Origin of the sequence: Micromonospora sp. S4605, from assembly GCF_003176715.1 — a bacterium.
In the GTDB taxonomy this organism is placed as follows: domain Bacteria; phylum Actinomycetota; class Actinomycetes; order Mycobacteriales; family Micromonosporaceae; genus Micromonospora; species Micromonospora echinaurantiaca.
Genome location: NZ_QGSW01000165.1, coordinates 1 through 26,270 on the forward strand (window position 1 = coordinate 1; position 26,270 = coordinate 26,270).

Annotated in this window: 23 protein-coding genes and 1 pseudogene; 4 read left to right on the plus strand and 20 right to left on the minus strand. The window is 73.2% G+C overall.

The features are described 5' to 3' along the window. The first annotated feature begins 5 nt into the window (after nt 1-5). Complete coding sequence (locus DLJ47_RS36800) at nt 6-335, plus strand: trypsin-like serine protease (protein ID WP_446723552.1); 330 nt, start codon at nt 6-8, stop codon at nt 333-335. Here DLJ47_RS36800 and DLJ47_RS36805 read toward each other — a convergent pair. The 6 genes and pseudogenes from DLJ47_RS36805 to DLJ47_RS11850 form a co-directional block, all read right to left on the minus strand. Further along, a pseudogene (locus DLJ47_RS36805) lies at nt 224-1,294 on the minus strand (S1 family peptidase); the annotation flags it as partial. The gene DLJ47_RS36800 and the pseudogene DLJ47_RS36805 overlap by 112 nt on opposite strands. A 101-nt stretch (nt 1,295-1,395) precedes the next feature. Then, nucleotides 1,396-3,084: a ribonuclease J gene (locus tag DLJ47_RS11830; RefSeq protein ID WP_109900089.1), complete on the minus strand. Its 1,689-nt coding sequence runs from the start codon at nt 3,082-3,084 to the stop codon at nt 1,396-1,398. Between the two features lie 52 nt (nt 3,085-3,136). After that, on the minus strand, nt 3,137-4,063 hold the full coding sequence (gene dapA, locus DLJ47_RS11835) for a 4-hydroxy-tetrahydrodipicolinate synthase (RefSeq protein WP_109900090.1): 927 nt from the start codon (nt 4,061-4,063) through the stop codon (nt 3,137-3,139). Between the two features lie 47 nt (nt 4,064-4,110). Beyond that, nucleotides 4,111-4,854, minus strand: coding sequence for an FAD-dependent thymidylate synthase (thyX, locus tag DLJ47_RS11840; protein ID WP_109900091.1), 744 nt, complete (start codon nt 4,852-4,854; stop codon nt 4,111-4,113). A gap of 567 nt (nt 4,855-5,421) precedes the next feature. Then, nucleotides 5,422-5,988, minus strand: coding sequence for a DUF2752 domain-containing protein (locus DLJ47_RS11845; protein ID WP_109900117.1), 567 nt, complete (start codon nt 5,986-5,988; stop codon nt 5,422-5,424). Next, entirely contained in the window at nt 5,978-7,207 is a 1,230-nt protein-coding gene (locus DLJ47_RS11850; protein ID WP_109900092.1) for a winged helix-turn-helix domain-containing protein, read from the minus strand. The genes DLJ47_RS11845 and DLJ47_RS11850 overlap by 11 nt, the downstream gene beginning before the upstream one ends. A gap of 78 nt (nt 7,208-7,285) precedes the next feature. Here DLJ47_RS11850 and DLJ47_RS11855 point away from each other — a divergent pair, with 78 nt between their 5' ends. Next, entirely contained in the window at nt 7,286-7,837 is a 552-nt protein-coding gene (locus tag DLJ47_RS11855) for a GNAT family N-acetyltransferase (protein ID WP_088995418.1), read from the plus strand. Here DLJ47_RS11855 and DLJ47_RS11860 read toward each other — a convergent pair. Next, complete coding sequence (locus tag DLJ47_RS11860; RefSeq protein WP_109900093.1) at nt 7,736-9,013, minus strand: glycosyltransferase 87 family protein; 1,278 nt, start codon at nt 9,011-9,013, stop codon at nt 7,736-7,738. The two genes, DLJ47_RS11855 and DLJ47_RS11860, sit on opposite strands and share 102 nt — an antisense overlap. Before the next feature lie 35 nt (nt 9,014-9,048). On the opposite strand from DLJ47_RS11860, the gene DLJ47_RS11865 reads away from it, so the two are divergent. After that, nucleotides 9,049-9,630 (plus strand): GNAT family N-acetyltransferase, encoded by a 582-nt coding sequence (locus DLJ47_RS11865; protein WP_109900094.1) that lies wholly within the window; start codon nt 9,049-9,051, stop codon nt 9,628-9,630. A 20-nt stretch (nt 9,631-9,650) separates the two neighbouring features. On the opposite strand, the gene DLJ47_RS11870 is transcribed toward DLJ47_RS11865, so the two are convergent. The 4 genes from DLJ47_RS11870 to DLJ47_RS11885 all read right to left on the minus strand — a co-directional run bounded on the left by DLJ47_RS11870 (nt 9,651) and on the right by DLJ47_RS11885 (nt 13,991). Next, a complete protein-coding gene (locus tag DLJ47_RS11870) occupies nt 9,651-10,544 on the minus strand; it encodes a carbohydrate ABC transporter permease (protein ID WP_109900095.1) in 894 nt (297 codons plus the stop codon). A 1-nt stretch (nt 10,545) separates the two neighbouring features. After that, a complete protein-coding gene (locus DLJ47_RS11875; RefSeq protein WP_109900096.1) occupies nt 10,546-11,667 on the minus strand; it encodes a carbohydrate ABC transporter permease in 1,122 nt (373 codons plus the stop codon). A 69-nt stretch (nt 11,668-11,736) separates the two neighbouring features. Next, entirely contained in the window at nt 11,737-12,984 is a 1,248-nt protein-coding gene (locus DLJ47_RS11880; protein ID WP_109900097.1) for a sugar ABC transporter substrate-binding protein, read from the minus strand. 26 nt (nt 12,985-13,010) lie between these two features. Continuing rightward, nucleotides 13,011-13,991 (minus strand): LacI family DNA-binding transcriptional regulator, encoded by a 981-nt coding sequence (locus tag DLJ47_RS11885; protein ID WP_233257790.1) that lies wholly within the window; start codon nt 13,989-13,991, stop codon nt 13,011-13,013. A 157-nt stretch (nt 13,992-14,148) separates the two neighbouring features. Between DLJ47_RS11885 and DLJ47_RS11890 the strand changes: the two genes are divergently transcribed. Further along, the gene (locus tag DLJ47_RS11890) at nt 14,149-16,257 is read left to right on the plus strand and encodes an amylo-alpha-1,6-glucosidase (RefSeq protein WP_109900099.1); all 2,109 of its coding nucleotides are present in this window, start codon (nt 14,149-14,151) and stop codon (nt 16,255-16,257) included. A gap of 54 nt (nt 16,258-16,311) precedes the next feature. Here the strand turns inward: DLJ47_RS11890 and DLJ47_RS11895 are convergent, their stop codons facing one another. The 9 genes from DLJ47_RS11895 to truB all read right to left on the minus strand — a co-directional run bounded on the left by DLJ47_RS11895 (nt 16,312) and on the right by truB (nt 26,257). After that, a complete protein-coding gene (locus DLJ47_RS11895; protein WP_109900100.1) occupies nt 16,312-16,785 on the minus strand; it encodes a GNAT family N-acetyltransferase in 474 nt (157 codons plus the stop codon). A gap of 41 nt (nt 16,786-16,826) precedes the next feature. Next, entirely contained in the window at nt 16,827-17,600 is a 774-nt protein-coding gene (gene dapB, locus DLJ47_RS11900) for a 4-hydroxy-tetrahydrodipicolinate reductase (RefSeq protein ID WP_109900101.1), read from the minus strand. A gap of 175 nt (nt 17,601-17,775) precedes the next feature. Then, the gene (locus tag DLJ47_RS11905; RefSeq protein ID WP_109900102.1) at nt 17,776-19,170 is read right to left on the minus strand and encodes a M16 family metallopeptidase; all 1,395 of its coding nucleotides are present in this window, start codon (nt 19,168-19,170) and stop codon (nt 17,776-17,778) included. Between the two features lie 47 nt (nt 19,171-19,217). Further along, the gene (locus DLJ47_RS11910; RefSeq protein WP_109900103.1) at nt 19,218-21,581 is read right to left on the minus strand and encodes a polyribonucleotide nucleotidyltransferase; all 2,364 of its coding nucleotides are present in this window, start codon (nt 21,579-21,581) and stop codon (nt 19,218-19,220) included. Between the two features lie 220 nt (nt 21,582-21,801). Next, the gene (gene rpsO, locus DLJ47_RS11915; RefSeq protein WP_043962418.1) at nt 21,802-22,071 is read right to left on the minus strand and encodes a 30S ribosomal protein S15; all 270 of its coding nucleotides are present in this window, start codon (nt 22,069-22,071) and stop codon (nt 21,802-21,804) included. Between the two features lie 215 nt (nt 22,072-22,286). Continuing rightward, nucleotides 22,287-23,216: a bifunctional riboflavin kinase/FAD synthetase gene (locus DLJ47_RS11920; RefSeq protein ID WP_109900104.1), complete on the minus strand. Its 930-nt coding sequence runs from the start codon at nt 23,214-23,216 to the stop codon at nt 22,287-22,289. A 17-nt stretch (nt 23,217-23,233) separates the two neighbouring features. Then, nucleotides 23,234-24,655, minus strand: a complete 1,422-nt coding sequence (locus DLJ47_RS11925) for an RNA-guided endonuclease TnpB family protein (protein WP_109900105.1) — start codon at nt 24,653-24,655, stop codon at nt 23,234-23,236. Next, the gene (locus DLJ47_RS11930; RefSeq protein ID WP_109900106.1) at nt 24,652-25,263 is read right to left on the minus strand and encodes an IS607 family transposase; all 612 of its coding nucleotides are present in this window, start codon (nt 25,261-25,263) and stop codon (nt 24,652-24,654) included. Before DLJ47_RS11930 ends, DLJ47_RS11925 begins: the two co-directional genes overlap by 4 nt. Before the next feature lie 112 nt (nt 25,264-25,375). Beyond that, entirely contained in the window at nt 25,376-26,257 is an 882-nt protein-coding gene (truB, locus tag DLJ47_RS11935; protein WP_109900107.1) for a tRNA pseudouridine(55) synthase TruB, read from the minus strand. Between the last annotated feature and the right edge of the window lie 13 nt (nt 26,258-26,270).

The window sequence follows — 26,270 nt, forward strand, 5'->3', positions numbered from 1 at the left end:
CCGGGCTGACCCGGACCAACGTCTGCGCCGAGCCGGGCGACTCGGGCGGTGCCTGGCTCTCCGGCGACCAGGCCCAGGGCGTCACCTCCGGCGGCTCGGCTGGCGCGGAGGGCGGCGGCACCTCGCCGCCGTCGGCGGTGACCAGGGTCAGCCGGTTGGCGGCGAGGATCTCGTTGACCGGCTGGAAGAAGGTGACCCCGCCCCGGGTGCAGTCGCCCGAGCCGCCGGAGGTGACGCCCTGGGCCTGGTCGCCGGAGAGCCAGGCACCGCCCGAGTCGCCCGGCTCGGCGCAGACGTTGGTCCGGGTCAGCCCGGTGACCGTGCCCTCCGGGTAGTTGACGGTGGCGTTGCGGGCCTGGATCACCCCGCAGCGGGTGCCGGTGGTCGAGCCGGACCGGCAGATGGACGCCCCGATCGGCGCCTCCTGCGCGCCGGCCACCGGGACCGTGCCGCCGTTGAAGTCGTTCACCACGCCCTGCGGCGTCCAGTCGCCGTTCACCTCGACGAACGCCCAGTCGTCGCCGGGAAAGGACGAGGCGCGGAAGGTGCCCTGGGCGACCCGGTTCGAGCCGGTGGTCCGGTCCCCCGGCCGCCCGCAGTGCCCGGCCGTGACGAACCCGCCGACCACGGAGAAGCCGACCGAGCAGCGGCCGGCGTTGTTGATGAGGTACGCGTCCCCGCCGCGCACGTCGAACAGCAGCCGCGGCTGTTCCGTCGCGGTCCGCACCGTGACCGCGCCGGCGGGTGCCCCGCCGGTGGCGGCGAATCGCCGGCCGGCCGCCTCGGCGCCCGGCCGGGCGAGCACCACCACGCTGTTGTCGGCCACGTCCACGTACCAGCCGGCCACGTCCGGGCTGGCCTGGGCGCCGGCCCGGTCCAGCCGGCGCTTGACCGCGTCCAGCTCGCCGACGCCCCGGGCCACCTGCTTCGGCACCGCGCCGGCGGCGCGTACCCGGTCGGCGTCGGCCGGGTCGGCGACCGCCACGGTCAGCTGGCGGCCGTCCGCGCTGAGCCAGCTGCCGCCGTAGTCGGCGCCGAGTTCGGTACGGAGCCGGGCCACCGCCCCGGCCGCCTGACGCTCGCTGCGCAGCCGGTCGACCACCTGCTCCGGGCTGAGCGACAGGTCCCGCCGCATCGCGTCGAGCACCTCCGGGGCGACCCCGGCGGCCGCGCCGCCCGGCCGGTCCGCCGGTGGGGCGGTGCCCTCCCCGGCCAGCGCCGGCAGGGTCACCGCCGCCGCCGCTCCCGCCGTCGCCACCAGGACACCGATGGCTGTCATCCGTCTGCGGTCCATCCGCCACGCTCCTCCCGGCCGGCCTGGTCAGGCCTGCCGGGACGGAGTACGGGTGGACGGGGCGGACGGTTGAACGATCGACGGAAAACGATCCAGATCGGTCAGACCTCGACGACGGTCGGCACGATCATCGGCCGCCGGCGGTACGCATCGTTGACCCACCGCCCCACGGTGCGCCGGACGATCTGCTGGAGCTGGTGCGGGTCGGTGATGCCGTCCGCCGCGGCCCGGTTCAGCGCCTCGGTGACCAGCGGGATGACCGGATTGAACGCCTCCGGGTCCTCGGAGAAGCCCTTCGCCGAGACGGTCGGGCCGCCGACCACCTTGCCGGTGACCGAGTCGACCACCACGGTGGTGGCGATGAAGCCGCCGTCGCCGAGGATCCGCCGCTCGGTGAGCAGCGACTCGCTGACGTCGCCGACGGCCAGGCCATCGACGTAGACGTAGCGGCTCTTCACGTGCCCGACCAGGCTGGCCCGCCCCTCGACCAGGTCGACCACGTCGCCGTCCTCGCAGAGCACCACCCGGTCCGGCGCCACCCCGGACTCGATGCCGAGCCGGGCGTGCGCGCGCAGGTGCCGCCACTCGCCGTGCACCGGCATCAGGTTGCTGGGCCGCACCACGTTGAGCAGGTAGAGCAGCTCACCGGCGGGCGCGTGACCGGAGACGTGCACCTTGGCCACGTCCTTGTGCACCACCACCGCGCCGGCCCGAGCCAGCCGGTTGATCACCCGGTAGACCGAGGTCTCGTTGCCGGGCACCAGCGAGGACGCGAGCACCACGGTGTCACCGGGGGCGATGGTGATGTGCCGGTGGTCGCCGCTGGCCATCCGGCCCAGCGCGCTCATCGGCTCGCCCTGCGAGCCGGTGGACATCAGCACGATCTGCTCCGGCGGCAGCGTGGTCGCCTCCTCGATCCCGATGACCAGGCCGGCCGGGATGTTGAGCAGCCCGAGGTCACGGGCGATGCCCATGTTGCGGACCATGGACCGGCCGATCAGCGCGACCTTGCGGCCGTGCTCGGCGGCGGAGTCGAAGACCTGCTGCACCCGGTGCACGTGCGAGGCGAACGAGGCCACGATGATCCGGCCGGTGGCCTTGGCGAAGATCGAGTCGAGCACCGGCCCGATCTCCCGCTCCGGCGTGACGAAGCCGGGGATCTCCGCGTTGGTGGAGTCGGAGAGCAGCAGGTCCACGCCCTCGGCGCCGAGCCGGGCGAACCCGGCCAGGTCGGTGATCCGGCCGTCCAGCGGGAGCTGGTCCATCTTGAAGTCGCCGGTGTGCAGCACCAGGCCGGCCGGGGTGCGGATGGCCACCGCCAGCGCGTCCGGGATCGAGTGGTTCACCGCGAAGAACTCGCACTCGAACGGGCCGAGGCGCTCCCGGCCGCCCTCCCGCACGGTCAGCGTGTACGGCTGGATCCGCCGCTCGGCGAGCTTGGCCTCGACCAGGGCGAGGGTGAACTGCGAGCCGACCAGCGGGATGTCCGGCTTGTGGGCGAGCAGGTAGGGCACCGCGCCGATGTGGTCCTCGTGACCGTGGGTGAGCACGATCGCCTGGACGTCGTCGAGCCGGTCCAGGATGGGGCCGAAGTCGGGCAGGATCAGGTCGACGCCGGGCTGCTCCACGTCCGGGAAGAGCACCCCGCAGTCGACGACGAGCAGTTTGCCGTCGTACTCGAAGACGGTCATGTTGCGGCCGATAGCGCCGAGCCCGCCGAGCGGAATGATCCGCAGTCCACCCTCCGGCAGCGGCGGGGGGAGCTCCGCCGTGATGTGCGCCTCGGTCACGCGTCCACCTCATTCTGGGACGCCGTCGCCGGGCGTCCGTCGTGTCGTTCGGTCATTCGGGAAGTGCCAGGCCCGCCGCCGCGCAGTCCGCGCGCAGCTGGGCCAGTTCGTCGTCGGTGGCGTCCACCAGCGGCGGGCGGACCGGGCCGGCGGGCAGGCCCTGGGCCGCGAGGCCGGCCTTCACCAGGATCACGCCCTGGGTACGGAAGATGCCGGTGTACAGCGGCAGCAGCCGCCGGTGCAGCTCCAGCGCGGTGCCGGTGTCCCCCGCGTCGTACGCCTCGATCATCCGCTTGGTCAGCGCGCCGGTGAAGTGGGTCGAGGTGCCGACCACGCCGACGGCGCCCACCGAGAGCGCGGGCAGGGTCAGCGAGTCCTCGCCGCTGTAGAAGGCGAGGCTGGTACGGCTGGTCACCCAGCTGGTCGCGGTGAGGTCGCCCTTGGCGTCCTTGACCGCCACGATACGGGGGTGCTCGGCGAGGCGGACCATCGTCTCGGTGGCGATCGGCACGCCGGCCCGGTGCGGGATGTCGTAGAGCATCACCGGCAGGCCGGTGGCGTCCGCGACCGCGGTGAAGTGGCGCAGCAGGCCGCTCTGCGGCGGCTTGTTGTAGTACGGGGTGACCACCAGCAGGCCGTTCGCGCCGGCCTTCTCGGCGGCGGCGGCCAACTCGATGGTGTGCCGGGTGTCGTTGGTGCCCACCCCGGCCACCACCGTGGCCCGGTCGCCGACCGTCTCCACCACGACCCGGATCAGGCGCTCCTTCTCCGCGTCGGTGGTGGTCGGCGACTCGCCGGTGGTGCCGTTGACCACCAGCGCGTCGTTGCCCTGCTCGTCGACCAGGTGGTTCGCCAGCCGGGCGGCGCCGTCGAGGTCGAGCGAGCCGTCGGCGGTGAACGGGGTCACCATGGCCGTGAGCACTCGCCCGAACGGGCGGGACACCGCCCGGGCGGGGGTGTCAGGGTGGTCGTGCGTCATGCCATCCAACCTAGCGGACGACCACCGGGGCGCCGCCGGGGAAGGGCTCAGGAGAGCTCGGCGTGCGGGCTGGCCGCCACCTCGGTGCCGTCCGGCAGGGTCGAGATGACGAAGTCGGCGAAGACGTTCGGGGCGACCCGCTGCAGCTGGCGCAGGCACTCCACGGCCAGCTCGCGGATCTCCACGTCGGCGTGCTCGGTGGCGCGCATGGCGATGAAATGCCGCCAGGCGCGGTAGTTGCCGGTCACCACGATCCGGGTCTCGGTGGCGTTGGGCAGCACCGCGCGGGCGGCCTGCCGGGCCTGCTTGCGCCGTAGGGTGGCGTTCTCCACGTCGGCGAAGCGTCGCTCCAGCCCCTCCAGCAACTCGTTGTACGCCCGCACGCTGGCCTCGGCGGCCTCGACGAACTTCTTGTGCAGCTCCGGGTCGTCGGCGATCACGGCCGGCTCGACCATGGCCGCGTCCCGCTCCGGCACGTAGCGCTGGGAGAGCTGGGAGTACGAGAAGTGCCGGTGCCGGATCAGCTCGTGGGTGAACGACCGGGACACCCCGGTGAAGTAGAAGCTCACCGAGCCGTGCTCCAGCACCGACAGGTGCCCGACCTCCAGGATGTGCGCCAGGTAGCCGGCGTTGGTGGCGGTGGCCGGGTTGGGCTTCTTCCAGCTCTGGTAGCAGGCCCGCCCGGCGAACTCGGCGAGCGCCTGGCCGCCCTCGGCGTCGGTCGACCAGGGCACCTCGTCCGGCGCCTCGAAGTGGGTCCACGCGATCAACTTCACCTGCGGCTGCACCATGTCCGGCATTCCTCGGACTGTACTGGCGCGCGGCCCGCGGGAAAACTTGGGCGCGCGGGGCGGAAAGCCGCCAGCCAGGCGGAATGCCGCCGGCAGCCGCGCGGCCGGAAACCGGACGTGGTCAAGATCTCGGGTCGATCCGGCGCCTGCGACCCTGGTGCTCCCGCGGTGGCCACCTCCACGGCAGGCCCGCTGTCCCGCCCGCGCGATGGACGGCACCCCGGGCAGCTGGCCTGTCGAGCTGCCCCGGCAACAGGACCAGGCCAGGCGAGCGCCGCGGAGGCCGACCCACCTGCCCGGTGCCCCCGAGCGTCCGGCGCGGCACGCGTGCCCAGCACGCCGGTGGTCACCCCCGCCCGCCACACCACGACCGACTGGGCCCACCGCGACCGACCGCCGCACCACGACCGAGCGGACCCACCCCGACCGTCCACCGCACCACGACCGAGCGGATCCACCTCGACCGGCCGCGCCGGGGGTGGGTGGTCCCATCGGTGGGGCAGCTCGGAAGCGACCGGACGACATGCGGCAGCTCGACGGGCTGCCGGCGGACGGGCTGCCGGCGTTTCAGACGTAGAGCGAGGTGAACGGGGCCCAGGGCAGGTTGCGGACCACCGAGAAGGCCAGCCAGGCGCCGAGGAAACCGGCGATCACCTTAGGGCTGATCCGCAGCTCCGGCAGCCGCCAGCCGAACGCCTGCCGGCCGGCCCAGGCGACGAAGAGGTACGTCAGGAAGGGCAGCGCGAAGACGAACAGGAAGTGGTGCCGGGCGGCGGCCGGCAGGTCGGCGTGCAGGAGGTACCAGGCCGCGCGGGTGCCGCCGCAGCCGGGGCAGTCCAGCCCGGTGGTCAACTTCAGCAGGCAGGTCGGCGCGGCGTCCGGCGCCGACCGGGTCGGGTCGCTGAGCAGCGTGTAGCCGATGGCGGCGGCGACGCAGCCGACCGCGGCCAGCGGCACGACCCAGCGCGGCGATCGCTCGTAGAGCCGGGTCACGAACCGGGTGAGCCGGTCGGGTTCGGCGACCGGGTAGGGCGGCACCTGACCCGCGGGCCACGCCGGGGCGTCCGGCGCGCTGGTCGGCGACTGCGGTTGGCCGACCGGTCCGTCAACGCTCGTCACGCGCTCACCGTACACCGGCGACGCCCACCAGTGCGGCGGCCAGCGGGCCGACCAGGTCACCGGCGGCCGGCGGGGCCACCGCGTCCAGGCCGAGCCAGCCGGCGAGCCGGTAGAGCTCGGCGGCGAGCGCCAGCGCGGTCTCGCCCGGGTGGGCGCCCGGTTCCGCCCAGGCGGCCGGCACCTGCAGCACCCGGGCCTTGCGGTCGGCCTTCAGGTCGACCCGGGCGGTGAACCGGTCGCCCTGCAGGAACGGCAGCACGTAGTAGCCGTACACCCGCTGCGGCGCCGGAACGTAGATCTCGATCCGGTAGCTGAAGTCGAAGAGCCGCTCGGTGCGGGCGCGTTCCCAGACCAGCGGGTCGAACGGGCTGACCAGGGTGTTGCCGCGTACCCACCGGGGCAGCCGGGCCTGCGCGTGCAACCAGGCCGGCTGCCGCCAGCCCGCCACCGTGACCGGCAGCAGCTCGCCGGCCTCGACCAGCTCGGCGATCGCCTGCCGGGCGCCGGCCAGCGGGAGGCGGAAGTAGTCGCGCAGCTCCGGCTCGGCGGCCACCCCGAGCGACCGGGCGGCGATCGCCACCAGCGTGCGGTACGCCTCGGCGTCGGTCGGTGTCGGCGCGTCGAGCGCGGCCGCGGGCAGCACCCGTTCGGGCAGGTCGTAGCGGCGGGCGAAGGAGGTGGTGCGCTCGGCGGCGGTCACCTCGCCGGCCCAGAACAGGAACTCCAGGGCGCGTTTCACCGCCGACCAGTTCCACCCCCAGTTGCCGGTCTCCCGGGGGGCGTCGTGCTCGATCTCGGCCGCGGTCAGCGGGCCCCGGGCGGCGACCTCGTCGCGGACCCAGGCGACCAGCTCGGGCTGCTCCTCGGCGATCCGCCGCATGCCGCCCCAGGACTCGTTGTGCGCCCGGGCCATCCGCCACCGCAGCGCCGCGTGCAGCCCGACCGGCACCAGCGACGCCTCATGCCCCCAGTACTCGAACAGCTCCCTGGGCCGGCGGTAGGCGGCGGTGTCGAGCAGCGTGGTCGGGTAGGGCCCGAGCCGGCTGTAGAGCGGCAGGTAGTGCGCGCGCTGCAGCACGTTGACCGAGTCCATCTGGATCAGCCCGACCCGGTCGAGCACCCGGCGCAGGTGCCGGCGGGTGGGCACCCCGGTGGGTGCCGGGTCGGCGAAGCCCTGGGCGGCGAGCGCCACCCGGCGGGCCTGGGCGAGCGAGAGCGATTCCGGTGCGGTCATCGTCGGCGACGGTAGTCCACCCCTACGACATCGGAGCGGCCGCTGGACCGATCGCCCGGGCCCGCATAGAACGGACACATGCTCACCATCCGCCGCGAGGAGCCCGACGACGCGGAGGCGGTCGCCCGGGTGCACGTGCACGGCTGGCAGGCCGGCTATGCCGGGCTGATGCCGGACGAGGTGCTGGCCCGGCTGAACGTGGCGGCCTGGGCGCAGCGCCGCCGCGACGTCGGCACCGCCGACCCGGAGCACCCGTTCACCACCCTGCTCGCCGAGGTCGACGGCGTGCTCGCCGGCTTCACCACGTTCGGCCCGTACCGCAACAACCAGGACCGGGGCGACCTCGACCCGGCGTACGGCGAGGTGCTGGCGGTGTACGTCGAGCCGGCGCACTGGGGCGACGGCACGGCCCGCGCGCTGCTCGCGGCCGCCCGCGCCGGGCTGCGCGAGCGCGGCTGGGTCGAGTACCGGCTCTGGGTGCTGGCGGGCAACCACCGGGCCCGCCGGTTCTACCAGCGGGCCGGACTGTCACCGGACGGTGAGCGGTCGACCTATCCGGTGCCGCTCGCCGGCGGCCGCCCGCCCGTCGGGCTCGTCGAGCTGCGGTACGCCGGCCGCCTCGACGGCTGACCCGGCCGGCTCCGCCGGACGGCGGATCGGCAGGAACGCCAGCAGGGCCAGGCTGATCCAGACGTACGTGTTGGCGCCGAGGAAACCGTCCACCCCGGTGAAGTCCTTCTCCCAGGCCCAGACGATCCGGCTGGTCAGGAAGCCGTACCCGACGGCGGCGGCGGCCAGCAGCACCCGGCGTCGGCGGCTGCCGGCCGGCGCGGCCATGCCGTTGTCCACCAGCAGGATCAGCGCGGGCAGCAGCCAGACCAGGTGATGCACCCAGGTGACCGGGCTGACCAGGCACATCACCGCGCCGGTGAGGGCCAGGCCGGTCGCCTCGTCGCCGGCGGCCGCCGCGGCCCGGGCGCGCCAGGCCCACAGCACCAGCGTCGCGGCCACCAGCACCAGCCAGGCCAGGGTGCTCGGCTGCTCCGGGTCGAGCCGGGCCACCACCCCGCGCAGCGACTGGTTGGAGACGAACGCCAGCTCGCCCACCCGCCCGGTGTTCCATAGCGCCTCGGTCCAGAACTCCCGGGAGGCGTCCGGGAAGAGCGCCGCGGCGACCAGGGTGGCCACGGTGGCGGTGACCATCGAGGTGACCGCCGCCCGCCAGCGGCGGGTGACCAGCAGGTAGACGATGAAGATGCCCGGGGTCAGCTTGATCGCGGTGGCTAGGCCGATGCCCACCCCGGCCCACCGGCTGCCGCCGGGCAGCAGGCGCAGCAGGTCGACCGCGACGAGGAAGAGCAGCAGCGTGTTGACCTGGCCGAAGTTGACCGTCTCGCGCATCGGCTCGTACGCGGCGGCCAGGCAGAGCGCGACGGCCAGGGCGAACCAGCGGGTCCACCCGGCCCGGCGGGCGACCGGGTCGAGCAGCCAGAAGATCAACACGGCGCTGGTCAGCACGCTGGCGGTCACGCTCAGCACGATCGCCGCCAGCCACGGCAGGTACGCCATCGGCAGCATGACCAGGGCGGCGAACGGCGGGTAGGTGAAGCCGTACTGGGTGCCCGGCTTGAGGAAGTCGTAGATCTCGCCGCCGTCGTGCACCCACCAGGTGAGCGCGCCGTAGTAGACCTTCAGGTCGAAGAAGCCGTGCCGGACGGCGGCCACGGAGAGGAAGGCGGTCACCGCGACGGCGAGCGCGAGCACGCCGACGACCTGCGCCGCCGTCCTTCTGGCACCCTGGGCCACCGTCGCCTCCCTCGCCCTGCGTAGGCTTCCGTCCCATGGCTCTCGGGTACGTCCGCCCGGCGCGTCCGGAGGACGCCGGCGAGATCGCACGCATCCAGCTCGCGACCTGGCGGGTCGCCTATCGCCGGATCCTGCCCCGGCACGTGCTCGACAACCTGGACGAGGCGTGGCTCGCCCGGCGGTGGAGCGCCGCGGTGCAGGAGCCGCCGTCGCCCAGCCACCGGGTGCTGGTCGCCGTCGAACAGGCCGAGCAATCGTATCTGGTGGGGTTCGCCGCCTCCGGTCCGGCCGACGCCGAGGCGCTCGCCCCGGGCGAGCCGGCCGAGGCCCTCGGTGCGGACGTGGTGGCGGTCACCGACCTGCTGGTCGAGCCGCGCTGGGGCCGGCGGGGGCACGGCAGCCGGCTGCTCGCCGCCAGCGTGGACCTGTGGCGGGAAGACGGTTTCGCCCGGGCGGTGGCCTGGGCCTTCGACGGCGACGAGGCGACCCGGAAGTTCCTCACCAGCACCGGCTGGGAACCCGACGGCGCCGCCCGCGCCCTCGACGTGGACGACATGCTCGTCCCTCAGCTCCGCCTGCACGTCGCCGTACCCACCGAGCCGGTCCCGGCCGACTGACCCCCGCCGGGAGGCGGGGGTCAGCCCTTGTCGGAACCGTCGTTGGCGTCGCGGACGAAGTAGCGCTGGAACACCACGAAGATGATCGCGACCGGGATGGTGGCCAGCAGGGCGGCGCCGAGCTTGAGCGGGTACTGGCTGCCCTTGCCGAGCGACCCGCTGACCAGGTCGGCCAGGCCGCGCGGCAGGGTGAACAGGTCCGGGTCCTGGACCGCCACCAGGCTGTGCGGGAACTCGTTCCAGGAGCCCTGGAACGACAGGATGGTCAGGGTGATCAGCGCCGGCTTCGCCATCGGCAGCACCACCGACCAGAAGGTGCGGAAGACGCCCGCGCCGTCGATCCGGGCCGCCTCCTCCACGCTGACCGGGATCGACTCGAAGAACTGCTTCATGATGAACACGCCGGCCGCGTCGGCGAGCAGCGGCACGATCAGCCCGGCGTAGCTGTTGTAGATGCCGAGCTGGTTGAGCACCAGGAACTTGGGGATCAGCAGCACCACGCCGGGCACCGCCAGCACCGCGACGACCGCGGCGAACAGCCCGGCGCGGCCGCGGAACCGCAGCCGGGCCAGCGCGTAGCCGGCCAGCGAGTCGAAGAACACCCGGCCGGCCGTGACCAGCACGGTGACCAGCAGCGAGTTGCCCAGCCAGAGCGGGAAGTCGGTGCCGGCGAAGATCCGCTCGAAGCCGGCCAGCACCAGCGGGTCGGGGATCGGCGAGAGCGGGTCGGCCGCCGCGTTCGGCTCGGTCTTGAACGAGTTGCCGAGCTGGATCACGAACGGGTAGAGGAAGACCAGCCCGAAGAAGACCAGCGTGGCGTACCCCAGGAAGCGGGAGACCAGGACGCGGGGGTCGCGGCCCCGACGCGGCGCGGGCGCCGCCGCGACCGGCGGGCGGTCGGTCAGCACGGCCATCTCACGACCCTTCCGGTACGCGTCGACGCCGCCAGCCCCGCCGCCGCCCGACCGGGTCGCGGTCGGCCATCGCCCGGCGCTGGATCAGGGTCAGCACGATGATGATCAGGAACAGCACGAACGAGATCGCGGCGCCGGAGCCGTAGTCGAAGTCCCGGAACGCGGTGGTGTACGACAGGTACGCCGGGGTCAGCGTGGTCTTCGCCGGCTCGCCCTGGCTCATCACGTACACCTGGTCGAAGACCTGCCAGGAACCGATCAGGCCGAGGGTGAGCACCAGGAAGGTGGTCGGCTTGATCAGCGGCAGGGTGACGTGCCGGAACCGCTGCCAGCGGCCGGCGCCGTCGAGCGTGCTCGCCTCGTCCAGCGCCACCGGTACGTTCTGCAGGGCGGCGAGGAACATCAGCATGAAGGTGCCGGAGGTGGTCCAGACCACCAACGTGATGATCGACATCATCGCCACGCTCGGCCCGGAGAGCCAGTCCCACCAGGTCAGCCCGAACGGGCCGCTGTTGGTCAGCGCGGCGGGCGGGTCGTCCACGCCGACCGCACCGAGCAGCAGGTGCAGCACCCCCCGGGAGTCGGCGAACCACTGCGGCCCGTCGACGCCGACCAGGGCGAGCAGCCGGTTGACCGCGCCGGAGTTGGCGAACAGGAAGAGGAAGACCACGCTGATCGCGACCGAGCTGGTGACCGAGGGGAAGTAGAAGGCGCTACGGAAGAAGCCCTTCCCCTTGAGCATCCGGTTGTTGACCACCAGAGCGAGGCCGAGCGCCAGCGCGGTCTGCGCCGGCACCACGATCGCGACGTAGTAGACGTTGTTCCGGATGCTGGTCATGAAGTCCCGGCGGTCCAGTCCGTCCTCGGTGAACAGCCGGGTGTAGTTCTCCGCCCCGACGAACGGCACCTGCCCGGTGAACGGGCTGCCCTGGCCGTTCCAGTCGGTGAGGCTGACCCAGAGCGCCATCAGGATCGGCAGCAGCAGGAACAGTCCGAGGATCACGACGACCGGCGCGACGAAGAGCCAGCCGGCGAGGTTCTCGTTGCCGCGGACGCCGGACCCGCGCCGCCGGGGGGCGGCACCGCGTGTGGTGGCCGGGGCGGTCAGCGCCTCCGTTGCCATCTCCCCTCCCCTGGTGTGGAGGTGCCGGGCCGGGCCTCCGGCGCGTCGCCGGAGGCCCGTCCGGTCACCTCAGCCGCCGAGCGCCGCCTTGGCGTTCTTGTCGAAGTTCGCCAGGATCGTCTTCGGGTCGCCGTTGGCCAGGCCCTGCAGGCCGGCCTCCAGGTCGCGCAGGACGCTGTCCATCTTGGGGGCGTTCACCGGGCCCTGGGCGTACGCGGCGCCGTCGATGAACGGCTTGTCCGCCGGGAACGCGCCGGTGTACTGGTCGCGGACCGACTGCCGGGACGGCATCACGCCGAACGCGGTGGCGAAGGCCATCTGCTGCTCGCCGCTGGTCATCGCCTCGACGAACTTGATCGCCTGCTCCTTGTACTTGCTCTTGGCGGCGATGCCCCAGCACTGGGTGAAGGAGAGGGTGCCCTTGCCCTTCGGGCCGGCGGGCAGCTCGACGACCTTGTACTTCACGTTCGGGAAGTCGTTCTTCAGAGCGCCCTTGATCCAGTTGCCCTCGATGGTCATGACGGCGGCGCCCTTGCCGAACGCCTCCCCCGACCAGCCCGCGTCGAGCTGCTTCGGGAAGCGCGCCAGGCCCTCGGTGAGCAGGCTCTTGACGTACTGGAGGGCGGCCAGGTTCGCCGGGGTGTCGGCGGCCGGCTGCTTGCCGTCGGCGCTCATCAGCCAGCCGCCGTTCTGCACCAGGAAGGCGCCGATCCGGTCCCGGGTGTCGCCGAGCGCCAGCGGCACCTGCCCCTTCGCCTTGATCTTCCGGGCGGTGGCGGTCAGCTGGTCCCAGCTGGTCGGCACGTCGGCGTCGGTCAGCCCGGCCTTCGTCCACAGGTCGGTGTTGATCTGCAGCGCCAGGGTGGAGAAGTCCTTCGGCGCGCAGTAGAGCTTGCCGTCGTAGGTGAACGTGCTGCGCAGGCTCTGGTAGAAGTCGTCGGTGTTGCTGATCTTGTCGCCGTACGGCTCCAGGGCGCCGACGCTGGCGTAGTCGGCGAACCGGGCGGCGTCGACGTAGAAGACGTCCGGCGGGGTGCCCCCGGCGAGGGCCTGGCCGAGCTGCTGAGTGAGGTCCTGCGCGGGGGTGACGGTGGCGGTGTTGCCGGAGCTGGCGGCCCACTTCGCCGCCGCGTCCTGCACCGCCTTGGTCTCGGCGTCGCCGGAGGAGCCGATCAGGATCTGCAGGTTGGCCGGGCCGCTGGACTGGGCGGTGTCACCGGAGTTGTCGTCGAAGCCGCTGCCGCAGGCGGCGGTGCCGAGCAGGGCGACGGCGGCGAGGCCGGCCACCGCCGCCCGGGTGAGGGATCGGTATGCCATCGGATTCTCCTGGTGGGGGACGGGGGTCATGCGGTGTGCCGGGGCACCAGCGCGGGCTGGAGCAGCACGTGGTCGGTGGTCCGGTGGGTGCCGTCGAGCACCGCGGTGAGCAGCTCGACGCAGCGGGCGGCCGCCTCGCCCAGCGGTTGGCTGACGCTGGTCAGCCCCACGGCGGCGGCCACCGGGGTGTCGTCGAAGCCGATCACGGCGACGGCGGGATCGGCGGCACGGGCGACCTGGAGGGCGCCCAGGGCGAGGGAGTCGCTGGCGCAGATCACGGCGGTCGGCGGTTCGGCGGTGGCGAGCAGTTCGCGCATCAGCCGCTCGCCCTCGGCGATGCCGTCCTCGGTCTCCCGGTGCCAGCCGGCCGGCTCGATGCCGGCCGCCCGCAGCGCCCGTGACCAGCCCGCACGTCGGTCGTCACCGACGCCGGAGCCGGTCGGCCAGCCGAGGAAGCTGATCCGGCGGTGGCCGCGGGCCAACAGGTGGCGGGTGGCCTCGGCGGTGCCGGCGGCGCCGTCCACGTCGACCCAGGGGTGCGCCTCGGGGGTGTCCCAGGGGCGGCCGAAGGTCACGAACGGCACCCCCCGCGCGGCGAGCCAGGCCGTCCGCGGGTCGCCGTGGTGGGTGCCGGTCAGCACGAAACCGTCGAGGTCGTACGCGCTGAGCAAGTCGTCGTACGCGGCGATCTCCCGCTCGACGTCGGCGGCGGTGTAGAGCATGGTGCGGTAGCCGGCCGCCTCGGCGGCCTCGGTGAGCCCGTGCAGGAACCGGTCGAGCACCGAGCCGTTGATTCCGTCCCGGGTCGGCTCGATCCGCACCGCGATCAGTCGGGACCGGCCGGTGCGCATCTGCCGGGCGGCCTGGTTGGCCCGGTAGCCGAGGGCGTCGATCGCCTCCTGCACCCGCGCCCGGGTCTCCTCCCGCACGATGTGCGGGGCGTTGAGCACGTTGGACACGGTCTGGCGGCTGACGCGGGCGTGCCGGGCCACCGTCGCGATGGTCACCTTTTCAGCCACTTGATCCCTCTCGCCGTCTTGAACGATCCAAATTAGATACGGCAGGATTGGATCGTTCAAGTTGCTGGAATGTTTCGCACTTTGCACCGCCTGGGGACCGCCTGTCAAGAGACCGGTCCACCCGAGAAGGATCTGGAGCCCCACCGTGACCGAACGCCACCTGCAACCCCTGCTGCACGACCTGGTCGGGGCGGTGCACGCCCCCACCAGCGCGCTGGGGGACGCGGCCGGGCAGATCCGCCCGGTCGGTGTCCAGGGGGTCTTCCACGCCGACGCCCGGGTGCTCTCCCGCGCCGAGCTGCGGGTCGACGACCGCGAGCCGGAAGGGCTGGCCCGGGGCGCGGCCGGCCCGCACGGCGTGCGCTTCGTGACCCTGGCCCGCTGGCTCGGCGACCCGACCCCCGACCCGACCGTCCGGATCGACCGCACCCGCCGGCTCGAACCGGGCGGGCTCACCGAGGAACTGCGGGTCGTGTCCACCGCGGCCACGCCGGTCCGGGCCACGGTCAGCGTGCGGTTGGCGTGCGACCTGGCCCCGATCGAGGTGGTCAAGTCCGGCGGCGCCACCCCGGCGCTGCCGGCCCGCACGGGTGGGCCGGGCGAGCTGACCTGGACGGCCGACGGGACGGTGGTCACCGTCACCGGCACCGAGGCCGAGGTACGCGCCGAGCCGGCCGAGGCGCCCCGGCTCGCCTGGCCGGTCGAGCTGGCGCCCGGCGACGAGGTCACGCTGCGCTGGCGGCTGCGGGTCACCGACCCCCGGGCGGCAGTGGTCAGCCCGCCGGCCGAGGTCGGCTGGGCACATCCGCGGGTCGACGCCGACGACCGGCGGCTGGTCCGGCTGCTCGACCGGGCGCTGGACGACCTGCGCGGGCTGCGGTTGGCCGACGCCGCCGCCCCGGCGGACGAGTTCCTCGGCGCCGGCGTGCCCTGGTTCCTCACCCTGTTCGGGCGGGACAGCCTCTGGGCCGCCCGGATGATGCTGCCGCTCGGCACCGACCTGGCCGCCGGCACGCTGCGGGTGCTGGCCCGCCGGCAGGGCACCCGGGTCGACCCGGCCACCGGCGAGGCCCCCGGCAAGATCCTGCACGAGCTGCGCCGGCACGAGGTCGCCTTCGCCGGCGCCGGGCTGCGGCTGCCGCCGGCGTACTACGGCACGGTGGACGCCACCATGCTCTGGGTCAACCTGCTGCACGACGCCTGGCGCTGGGGCCTGGCCGCCGACCAGGTCGAGCCGCTGCTGCCGCCGCTGGAGGCGGCGCTGGGCTGGCTCGGCGAGCACGCCGACGCCGACGGCGACGGTCTGATCGAGTACGTCGACACCACCGGCCACGGCCTGTCCAACCAGGGCTGGAAGGACTCCGGCGACGCGGTCCGGTTCCGCGACGGCCGGCTCGCCACCGCGCCGATCGTGCTGGCCGAGGTGCAGGGGTACGCGTACCAGGCCGCGGTCAACGCCGCCGACCTGCTGGACGCCTTCGGTCGCCCCGGCGCGGACCGCTGGCGCGGCTACGCCGACCGGCTCGCCCGGCGGTTCCGGGCCGCGTTCTGGGTCGACGGCCGCCACGGGCCGCAGCCGGCGCTCGCCCTGGACCGGGACAAGCGCCCGGTCGACTCGCTGACCAGCAACATCGGCCACCTGCTCGGCACCGGCCTGCTCACCGGCGACGAGGAGGCGCAGGTGGCCCGGCTGCTCGGCACCGAGGCGATGGCCGGCGGGTTCGGACTGCGCACCATGTCGAGCGACGACGCCGGGTTCAGCCCGCTGTCGTACCACTGCGGGTCGATCTGGACCCACGACACCGCGATCGTGCTCGCCGGGCTGGCCCGGGCCGGGTTCCACGACACCGCGCTCGGCCTGGCCGACGGGCTGCTGGCCGCCGCCGAGGCGTTCGACTACCGGCTGCCCGAGCTGTACGGCGGCGACGACCGGTCGGTGCTCGGCCGGCCGGTGCCGTACCCGGCGGCGTGCCGGCCGCAGGCCTGGTCGGCGGCGGGGGCGGTGCTGCTGCTCCAGGCCGCCGCCGGGCTCTACCCGGACGTGCCGGCCGGCCGGGTCACGGTGGCCCCGCTGGCCGGTCTGGGCGGGATCGCGGCCGAGGGCCTGCGAATCGCCGGCGCACCGGTCGCCGTCACCGTGGACCGGGCCGGTCACGCCACGGTGACCGGCCTGCCGTCCAGCCTGACCATCGAGACGCCGACCGGCCCGGCGGTGCCCGCCCAGCGGTCCGCCGGCGCCCCGGTCCCCCACTGAGGGCCGCAGCCGTCCCGGCCGGCGGTGGGCGACACCACCGCCGGCCGGCGCGGTTCAGGCCGCGGCCGGAGCCAGTTCGGCGACCAGTTCGTCGTCCTCCATCGCCCCGGTGGGCCGGAAGCCGAGCGCCGTGTAGAGGCGGGCCGCGTCGGTGTTGTCGGGGTGGTACGAGAGCCGCACCGGCCCGCCCTGGGCGGCCAGCCAGCCGGCGAGGGTGGCCACAGCGGCGCGCCCGACGCCCCGGCCCTGCTCGGCGGCGTCGACGATCATCCCGCCGATCCAGCGGGAGCCGTCGTCGTCGACCCCCCACATGACGTGCCCGGCCACCGTCTCGTCCGCGTACACGGCGAGCGAGTTCCACACCTCGGAGCGCGTGGTCAGCAGCAGGTAGCGGGCCGCCAGCGCGGGCACCCAGTCCCGCTGGTCGTCCCGGGGGGCGACGTCGGCCACCGCCCGCCAGTTGTCGTCGTCCACCGGCCGCAGGGTGACCCGGCGCCCGGCCCGGTCCCGTTCTCCCGAATCGATCACCGGGGCAGCGTAGGGGCCGGCCGGGGACCGGGCCAGCGATTTCAGTCCAGCAGGGCGTCCAGGCCGACGGTCAGGCCCGGCCGGTCGCGCACCGCGCGCACGGCCAGCAGCACGCCGGGCATGAACGAGGCCCGGTCGTACGAGTCGTGCCGGATGGTCAGCGTCTCGCCGGTGGTGCCGAAGAGTACCTCCTGGTGGGCGACCAGCCCGGTGGCGCGCACCGCGTGCACGCGTATGCCCTCGATGTCGGCGCCCCGGGCGCCGGCGACCTCGTCCTTGGTCGCGTCCGGCGCCGGACCGAGCCCGGCCTCGGCGCGGGCCGCGGCGATCAGCCGGGCGGTGTGCGTGGCGGTGCCGCTCGGCGCGTCCAACTTGCGCGGGTGGTGCTGCTCGACGATCTCGACCGACTCGAAGTGCCGGGCCGCCCGCGCGGCGAACTGCATCATCAGCACCGCGCCGATGCCGAAGTTGGGGGCGACCACCACGCCGACGCCGGGCTTGCGGGCCAGCCAGCCGCGCACCCGCTCCAGCCGCTGCTCGGTGAAGCCGGTGGTGCCGACCACCGCGTTGATGCCCTGGTCGATGCACCAGTGCAGGTTGTCCATGACGACGTCCGGAGTGGTGAAGTCCACGACCACCTCGGCGCCGGCATCGGAGGCGGCGAACAACCCGTCGCCCTGGTCGACCATGGCCACCAGCTCCAGGTCGCCGGCCGCGTCGACGGCCTTGCACACCTCGACGCCCATCCGGCCCCGGGCGCCCAGCACACCGACCCGGATCGGTTCGGCCGCGCCCTTCTCCTGCTCCTCAGTCACGGGGCACAACCTATCCCAATCGGGACGACGTCACCCCGCGGGTCGGCCAGCGTCCCACCGCCGTCGGGACCGACCCGCCACGGCCCGCCGGTGCCGGGCCCTGACCCGCCACGGCCCGCCGGCACCGGCCCGACCCGCCACGGTGGCCGGCACCGGGCGAGCGGCAGTCGGCCGGTCAGCGGGCGATGAAGTCGTGCTCGCCGAACGGGCCGACCACCGCCAGCGACATCGGCCGGCTCAGCAGTTCGGCGGCGAGCGTGTTGACGTCGTCCACGGTGACCGCGTCCACCCGGGTGAGCAGCTCGTCGACCGGCATCAGGTCGCCGTAGAGCAGCTCGCCCTTGGCCAGCCGGCTCATCCGCGAGCCGGTGTCCTCCAGGCCGAGCACGAACGACCCCTTCGACATGCCCTTGCCCCGGGCGACCTCCGCCTCGGTCAGCCCGTCGGCGGCCACCCGGGCCAGCTCGGCCCGGGTCAGCTCCAGCACCTCGTCGACCTTGCCCGGAGCGCAGCCGGCGTAGACCGCGAACAGGCCGGTGTCGGCGTACTGGCTGGCGTAGGAGTAGACCGAGTAGGCCAGCCCGCGGCGCTCCCGGATCTCCTGGAACAGCCGGCTCGACATGCCGCCGCCGAGCACGTTGTTGAGCACCCCGAGGGCGAACCGCCGCCCGTCGGTGCGGTCGATGCCGGGGCAGCCGAGGATGACGTGCGCCTGCTCGGTCTCCTTCGGCTCGACCTGGGTGGTCGCGAGCTTCGTCCGTACCGCCGGGGTGGCCGGCCGGTGCGGCGCCGGCGGCGCCGGGTCGGTGTCCAGCGGGGTGCCGCGCAGCGCCTGGCGGACCAGCTTGACCACGGCGGCGTGGTCCAGGTTGCCGGCGGCGGCGATGACGATCTGCGGCGCGACGTAGCGGCGCCGGTAGAAGCCCTGGATCTGCCGCCGGGTCATCGGGGTGACCGTCTCCTCGGTGCCGGAGATCAGCCGGCCGAGCGGGTGGTCACCGTAGACCGCCCGGGCGAACAGGTCGTGCACCTCGTCGCCGGGCTCGTCGTCGTGCATGGCGATCTCCTCGAGGATCACGCCCCGCTCGGTCTCCACGTCGGCCGGGTCGAGCACCGAGTCGGCGACCAGGTCGCACATCACGTCGATGGCCAACGGCAGGTCCTCGTCGAGCACCCGCGCGTAGTAGCAGGTGTACTCCTTGGTGGTGAAGGCGTTGGTCTCGCCGCCCACCGCCTCGATCGCCGAGGAGATCTCCAGCGCGCTGCGCTTGCGGGTGCCCTTGAAGAGCAGGTGCTCCAGGAAGTGCGCGGCGCCGGACTGCGGACCGGTCTCGTCCCGGGAGCCCACCGCGACCCAGATGCCGAACGACACGCTGCGCATCGCCGGGATCGCCTCGGTGAGCACGCGCAGCCCGCTGGGCAGCACGGTACGGCGTACCGTGCCGCCCAGCGGGTCGTCACTCAGGGTCCGGGTCACCGCCCGGGCGGCGCCGCCGGCGCGGCTGGCCCCGGCGGACGCGACCACCCCCCGTCGATCCGGTGGAAACGGCGCAGCTGCGGCCCGACTCACGTGGTGCTCCCAGATCGACGAGGGGTGGGTGGTGCGATTGTCAGGCGTCAGCTGTGCCGGGTCCGGCGGCGCGGACGCTCGCCGCCCTCGCCACCCTCGCCCCGCTCCGGGCCACGGCCGCCCCGCTCGCCGCCGCGCTCGCGGTCACCCCGGTCGCGCGGGCCCCGGTCGCCCCGGTCCCGGCCGGCCGGCCGCTCGCCACCGGCGGCCTCGCCCTCGGCCGGCGCCTCGGCGCCCTCCGGGCGGACCTTGTCCAGGTAGATCTTGCCGCGCTGGTCGATGTCGGCGATCTCGACCTCGACCTTGTCGCCGACGTTGAGGAAGTCCTCGACCTTCTCGACCCGCTTGCCGTCGCCCACCTTGGAGATGTGCAGCAGGCCGTCACGGCCCGGCAGCAGCGAGACGAACGCGCCGAACGCGGCCGTCTTCACCACGGTGCCGAGGAACCGGTCGCCGACCTTGGGCAGGGTCGGGTTGGCGATCGCGTTGATCCGCTCCACCGCCGCCTGCGCCGACGGGCCGTTGGTGGCGCCGACGTAGATGGTGCCGTCGTCCTCGATGGAGATCTCGGCGCCGGTCTCGTCCTGGATGGCGTTGATGGTCTGCCCCTTCGGGCCGATCACCATGCCGATCTTGTCGACCGGGATCTTGACGGTGGTGACCCGCGGCGCGTAGTCGGACATCTCGGCCGGCGCCTCGATGGCCCGCTGCATCACGTCGAGGATGGTCTGCCGGGCCTCGTGGGCCTGCTGGAGCGCGGCGGCCAGCACGTCGGACGGGATGCCGTCGAGCTTGGTGTCGAGCTGCAGCGCGGTCACGAAGTCCCGGGTGCCGGCGACCTTGAAGTCCATGTCGCCGAACGCGTCCTCGGCGCCGAGGATGTCGGTCAGCGTCACGTACTGGGTCTTGCCGTCGACCTCGTCGGAAATCAGACCCATGGCGATGCCGGCGACCGGCGCCTTCAGCGGCACACCCGCGCTGAGCAGGCCCAGCGTCGAGGCGCAGACCGAGCCCATCGAGGTGGAGCCGTTCGAGCCGAGCGCCTCGGAGACCTGCCGGATGGCGTACGGGAACTCCTCGCGCGAGGGCAGCACCGGGATCAGCGCCCGCTCGGCGAGCGCGCCGTGGCCGATCTCGCGCCGCTTCGGCGAGCCGACCCGGCCGGTCTCGCCGGTGGAGTACGGCGGGAAGTTGTAGTTGTGCATGTAGCGCTTGGACTTCTCCGGGGAGAGGGTGTCCAGCGACTGCTCCATGCGCAGCATGTTCAGCGTGGTGACGCCCAGGATCTGGGTCTCGCCCCGCTCGAACAGCGCCGAGCCGTGCACCCGCGGCAGCACGCCGACCTCGGCGGTCAGCGGGCGGATGTCGCGCGGGCCACGGCCGTCGATGCGGACCTGCTCGCGCAGCACCCGGCTGCGGACCTCGGACTTGGTCAGCGACCGCAGCGCGGCGCTGAGCTCCTTCTCCCGGCCCTCGAAGCGCGGGCCGAGCTCCTCGGCCACCCGGGCCTTGATCCGGTCCAGGGCCTCCTCGCGGTCGGCCTTGCCGGCGATCTTCAGGGCCTCGGCCACGTCGGCGCGGGCCAGCTCGGCCACCGCGTCGTACGCGTCGTCCTGGTAGTCCAGGAAGACCGGGAACTCGGCGACCGGCTTGGCGGCCACCTCGGCCAGCTCGCCCTGCGCCCGGCACAGCTCGCGGATGGCGGGCTTGGCCGCCTCCAGGCCGCTGGCCACGACCTCCTCGGTCGGGGCGGGGGCGCCGCCGGCGACCAGCTTCACGGTGTGCTCGGTGGCCTCGGCCTCGACCATCATGATCGCGACGTCGCCGTCGGGCAGCGCCCGGCCGGCCACCACCATGTCGAAGGTGGCCCGCTCCAGCTCCTCGTAGGTCGGGAAGGCGACCCACTGGCCGTCGACGTGGGCCATCCGGGTGGCCCCGATCGGGCCGGAGAACGGCAGGCCGGAGAGCTTGGTCGACATCGAGGCGGCGTTGATGGCCACCACGTCGTACGGGTGCTGCGGGTCGAGGGCGAGGACGGTCTCGACGACCTGGACCTCGTTGCGCAGGCCCTTGACGAACGACGGGCGCAGCGGCCGGTCGATCAGCCGGCAGGTGAGGATGGCGTCCTCGCTGGGCCGGCCCTCGCGGCGGAAGAACGAGCCGGGGATCCGGCCCGCGGCGTACATCCGCTCCTCCACGTCCACGGTCAGCGGGAAGAAGTCGAACTGCTCCTTGGGCTGCTTGCCCGCGGTGGTGGCGGAGAGGACCACCGTCTCGCCGAGCTGGGCGATGACGGAGCCGGCGGCCTGCCGGGCCAGCCGGCCGGTGGAGAAGGTGACCTCACGGGTGCCGAAGGACCCGTTGTCGATCACGGCGGTGCGGGACTGGGTGCCGAGGTTGCTCTCGGTCATGTGCGGTCGTGCTCCTTCGCATCGGGGGCCCACGACGCGGAGAGCTGCTCAGACGGCCGGTCTTCGATCGAAGCGCCCGGGTGGCGGCGAGATGCCGGGTGCCCGGGGGCCACTACCGGAGACCGGTACGCTGACCGGCTCCCTGTTCGGGTGGTCGCGCGGCCCTGTTCTTCTGTGGTGTGGAACGGGGGAGCGGCCTTGCGGCCACTCCCCCGTCACGTCACCGGCGCAGACCGAGCCGCTCGATGAGCGACCGGTAGCGGTTGATGTCCTTCTTCTGGACGTAGTTGAGCAGCCGACGGCGACGGCCGACCAGCAGCAGCAGCCCGCGGCGGCTGTGGTGGTCGTGCTTGTGCACCTTCAGGTGCTCGGTGAGCTCCGCGATCCGCTTGGTCAGGACCGCGACCTGCACCTCCGGCGAACCGGTGTCGCCCTCGGCGGTCGCGTACTCCGCGCGGATCTTGGCCTTGGCTTCCTGGTCGAGCGCCATGTTCTCCCTGTTTCGTGGGTTGTTCGATGGTGTCCGTCGATCGGTCAGGGGACCGGAAACGGACCGGTACCTCGCACCCGCGGCGTCGTGCAGGCACGCGAGGCCCCACGTCGGTCAGCCGACGTCCCCGCAAGACTACCAGCCCACCCGAGCCCCGGCCGGTCAAGGGCCGCGAACCGGGGCGTCCGCGCCGGCGACCCGCCCGCCGGGCGTGCTCAGCCGAGCGCCCGGCGGGTCCGCTCCACGTCCTGCTCCATCTGGGCGATCAGCGGCTCGACCGCGTCGAACCGGATCTGCCCCCGCAGGTGCGCCACGAAGTCCAGGGCCAGCCGTTCGCCGTAGAGGTCACCGGTGAAGTCCAGCGCGTACGCCTCCACCCGCCGTTCCCGGCCGGAGAAGGTCGGGTTGGTGCCGACCGACACCGCGGCGGCCAGCGGCTCGCGCTGCCCGCGGCGCACCAGCCGGGCCGCGTAGACGCCGTCGGCGGGCACCGCCGCGTACCGGTGGCAGAGCAGGTTGGCGGTGGGAAAGCCGAGCTCGCGGCCGCGCTGGTCGCCGCGGACCACCACCCCCTCCAGCCGGTGCGGGCGGCCCAGTGCGGCGGCCGCCGCGCCCACGTCGCCCGCGTCGACGCAGGAGCGGATGTAGGTGGAGGAGAAGACCGTGCCCGCCTCGGCGACCAGCGGGCCGGCCTCCACCCCGAAGCCGAAGGTGCGGCCGAGCCGCTCCAGCAGCGCCACGTCGCCGGCGGCCCGGTGCCCGAAGCGGAAATTGTCGCCCACCACCACCAGGGCGGCGTGCAGGTGCTCCACCAGGACGTCGTGCACGAACGCCTCGGCCGGCAGCCGGGAGAACTCCGGGGTGAACGGCACCACGCAGAGCACGTCGACGCCGAGCGCCTCGATCAGCTCCGCCTTGCGGGCCGGCTCGGTGAGCACCGCCGGGTGCGAGCCGGGGCGGACCACCTCGGCCGGGTGCGGGTCGAAGGTGACCACCACCGACTTCACGCCCAGCTCCCGGGCGCGGGCCACGGCGTGCCCGATGGTCGCCTGGTGCCCGCGGTGCACCCCGTCGAAGACGCCGATGGTGACGACCGACCGCCCCCAGCCACCGGGCGCCGCGTCGTACCCCCGCCACCGCTGCATGCTGCTCCTGCTTCCTTTCACCGCTCACCCCTGTGCAGGGATGGACGTGGTTGGATGATTCGCTCTCCGCCGTCGTTAGCCCGGCTAGAGTCCTGGATCGGCAGTCTGATCCGATGGCGATCGGCCCGTGCCCGCAAGATTCCCTTCACCCGCTTATGGGGGGTGTGGAGGGTGATGTCGGGGTCACCGTGTCTTCGCAGGACGTTGATCGCGGCGGCATGGTCCGCCTGCCACACGACCCCGCAACCGGTGCAGTGAAGCCGATCCCCGTCACGGTGGCCGAGGCCGCCGCATCGAGGACAAACTTGTGACGTGTAGGCGGCGTTTACCAGCACGAACGCAGAACCTCTGCGCTCCGACACATTCTCCAGCGCTTCGGCGGTGACACCCTTCGTCCATGCAGCGAGGCGCCGGCTCATGTTCTTGCCAAGCTTCTTGCGCCCGGCGAAAGTCTTGGTGAGGTCTTCGGCCACGACGAGGTTGGCCTTGTCGACCACGCTGTGGGCGGCTGTGAAGATCTCCGTCCGAATCTGGGCACGCCGCCGGGTAGCCTGTCGGTCCCGCTTTGCCGTGCCGAGGTTGTTCGCCTTGATGCGGGCGGCTTTGGCGTGCTTGCCACGCTGAGTGGCGTTGTTAGCGATCGAGCGAAGTTTCGCACGACGCCGGTTGCGCTGCGTCAGTCGGTCCGACGCGGCGGTCAGCAGCGCGCCTAGGTTGGCACCGTGGTGGTCGCCGTCGGAATCGGTGAGCGCTTCGGTGTAGCCCTTGTCGACACCAATTTTCCGGTCACCGCACGGTCGCCGCGACGACGGCATGTCCGCGGCGTCGTACTGGTAATGGACCTCGACGCGGCCGCCACGCAGGATCAGACGCAGCGTTCCCGACGGAGCGACTGTCGTGGACAGCGGAACCATGACCGGCTTGCGCGGTTCAAGGCCCGGGACGGCAAGCCACACGTTCCCGCCGTCGGTCAGGGTGTAGGTGCGCGCCTTATCGGCACGCACGATGATCTGGTCGTGGGTGTGGTTCTTGCCCCGCCGCCAGCGCCTACGCATCAGCCGGGACAGGTAGGCGTCCTCGGCCCACCGGTCGGCCTTCAGCAGGGCGAACAACCGCTTCCGCTCGACCGGATCAACCGTCCGTCGGGCGACCGTGCGACGAACGTCAGCCTTCGCGGCCTCGCGGTTCGCGGCGATGTCGGCCATCGCATCACGAAGGGTCTCCTTCCACGCGTTCGCCGGCACCCCGAACCGCCATGCGGCGCCGTCGGCCAGCCACCGATCGCGGACCTGCCGGTCCCGCAACGCCGCTCCGGCGACGGAGCCGAATCGCTGCCACACCACGGACCTGACCCGGCCAAGGCGCCGCGCCTGCTCTAGCAGAGCAAAATACTTGCCCGGGTTGAGGCGAGCCGAGTAGGCGATGCGGGTGACCTTCACCGGCCACCGCCTGGCAACTCGTCTTTCAGGGCCCTCTCGAAGCGACGCAGACCGCGAAGGCGGCACGAGAAGGTGTGCACGATCGAAAGTAGATCCTCAACAAGCTCCTGCTGCGGCGATAGCGACTCCTGGTTCGCCGCGATGATCTCGCAGTCGTTGCGGTTCGCGACATGCTCCAGGAAGTCGACCCCGAACCTGGCCAGTCGGTCTCGGTGCGCTACCACGATCGTGCTGATTTCGCCACGGTCCACGGCGTCCATGAGCGCGAGGAGCTTCTTGCGGCGCAGGTTCATGCCGCCGCCGATCTCGGACACCCACTCGTCGACCGCAAGTCCACGGGCGAGGCAGAACTGCTCCATGGCTGCGACCTGCGCGGCGAGATCATTCTTCTGACCTGGTGAAGACACCCGGCAGTAGACGACGGTCCGACGGGCCTGTTCGGCGAAGCTGGGTCGGAGGACCTTCCGAACGTCGCTTTCGTCGAAGTACCGCTGCCCGGATGGGGTGCGTTTGCCTACGAGGCGCCCCTCGGACTCCCAGCGGCGCACAGTGCTCGTCGACCGCCCGATACGCTCCGCGAACTCTCCTATCCGATAGATCTTGCCCACATCAGCGAACTATACGCAACAGTAGACAAGAACTCCCCCACTGATCGGCCCCTCCTCCGCCGGGCGCAGGCTGAGCGACCTGGGGGCTCACCCTCCGGACCTCGCCCCGCCGTCAGGCCGGCGCGAGCACGATCTCCGCGCGGGCCCGACCGTCCCGCTCGCTGACGATAGCGATCAACGTGCCGGCCGGGTCGAAGACCGCGTAGGGGCCGGCGATCCCGACCGGGTCGAGCGGCCCGCCGTGGGAGAGCACCTTCGCCTCGTCCGCGCCGGCGTCGCGGCGCGGGAAGAACCGGTCGGCCGCCGCGGCCAGCGGCAGGTTGACCACCTCGGGCGCGCGCTGCTCCAGCTCGTCGAGGGTGGCGGCCTCGGCGAGGGTGAAACCGCCCACCGCGGTACGCCGCAGCGCGGTCAGGTGGCCACCGACCCCGAGCGCCAGCCCGGCGTCCCGGGCGATGGCCCGGATGTACGTCCCGGACGAGCAGTCCACGGCCACGTCCACGTCCACTACGTCGCCCGCACGGCGGATCGCCAGCACGTCGAGCCGGGACACGGTGACCCGGCGGGCGGGCAGCTCGAGGCTCTCCCCCTCGCGCACCCGCTTGTACGCCCGCTGCCCGTCGATCTTGATGGCGCTCACCGCGCTCGGCACCTGGTCGATCTCGCCGGTCAGCGCGGCCAGCGCGGCCCGGATCGCGTCGTCGGTGACCCGGCCGGCCGGGGTGGTGGCGATCACGTCGCCCTCGGCGTCGTCGGTGACGGTGGCCTGGCCGAGCCGGATGGTGCCGGTGTAGCCCTTGCCCGCGCCGATCACGTACGTCAGCAGCCGGGTGGCCCGGCCCACCCCGATCACCAGCACCCCGGTGGCCATCGGGTCGAGCGTGCCGCCGTGGCCCACCCGGCGGGTCCGGGCCAGCCGGCGGATCCGCGCCACCACGTCGTGCGACGTCATGCCGCCAGGCTTGTCGACCACGATCAGACCGTCTGTGCTCACGACCCCCAAGCCT

Coding starts and splice junctions, on each gene's coding strand:
- dapA (WP_109900090.1), bottom strand. CDS start 4,063: ATGACGCACGACCACCCTGACACCCCCGCCCGGGCGGTGTCCCGCCCG.
- thyX (WP_109900091.1), bottom strand. CDS start 4,854: ATGGTGCAGCCGCAGGTGAAGTTGATCGCGTGGACCCACTTCGAGGCG.
- DLJ47_RS11850 (WP_109900092.1), bottom strand. CDS start 7,207: ATGACCGCACCGGAATCGCTCTCGCTCGCCCAGGCCCGCCGGGTGGCG.
- DLJ47_RS11855 (WP_088995418.1), top strand. CDS start 7,286: ATGCTCACCATCCGCCGCGAGGAGCCCGACGACGCGGAGGCGGTCGCC.
- DLJ47_RS11865 (WP_109900094.1), top strand. CDS start 9,049: ATGGCTCTCGGGTACGTCCGCCCGGCGCGTCCGGAGGACGCCGGCGAG.
- DLJ47_RS11870 (WP_109900095.1), bottom strand. CDS start 10,544: ATGGCCGTGCTGACCGACCGCCCGCCGGTCGCGGCGGCGCCCGCGCCG.
- DLJ47_RS11875 (WP_109900096.1), bottom strand. CDS start 11,667: ATGGCAACGGAGGCGCTGACCGCCCCGGCCACCACACGCGGTGCCGCC.
- DLJ47_RS11880 (WP_109900097.1), bottom strand. CDS start 12,984: ATGGCATACCGATCCCTCACCCGGGCGGCGGTGGCCGGCCTCGCCGCC.
- DLJ47_RS11910 (WP_109900103.1), bottom strand. CDS start 21,581: ATGACCGAGAGCAACCTCGGCACCCAGTCCCGCACCGCCGTGATCGAC.
- rpsO (WP_043962418.1), bottom strand. CDS start 22,071: ATGGCGCTCGACCAGGAAGCCAAGGCCAAGATCCGCGCGGAGTACGCG.
- DLJ47_RS11920 (WP_109900104.1), bottom strand. CDS start 23,216: ATGCAGCGGTGGCGGGGGTACGACGCGGCGCCCGGTGGCTGGGGGCGG.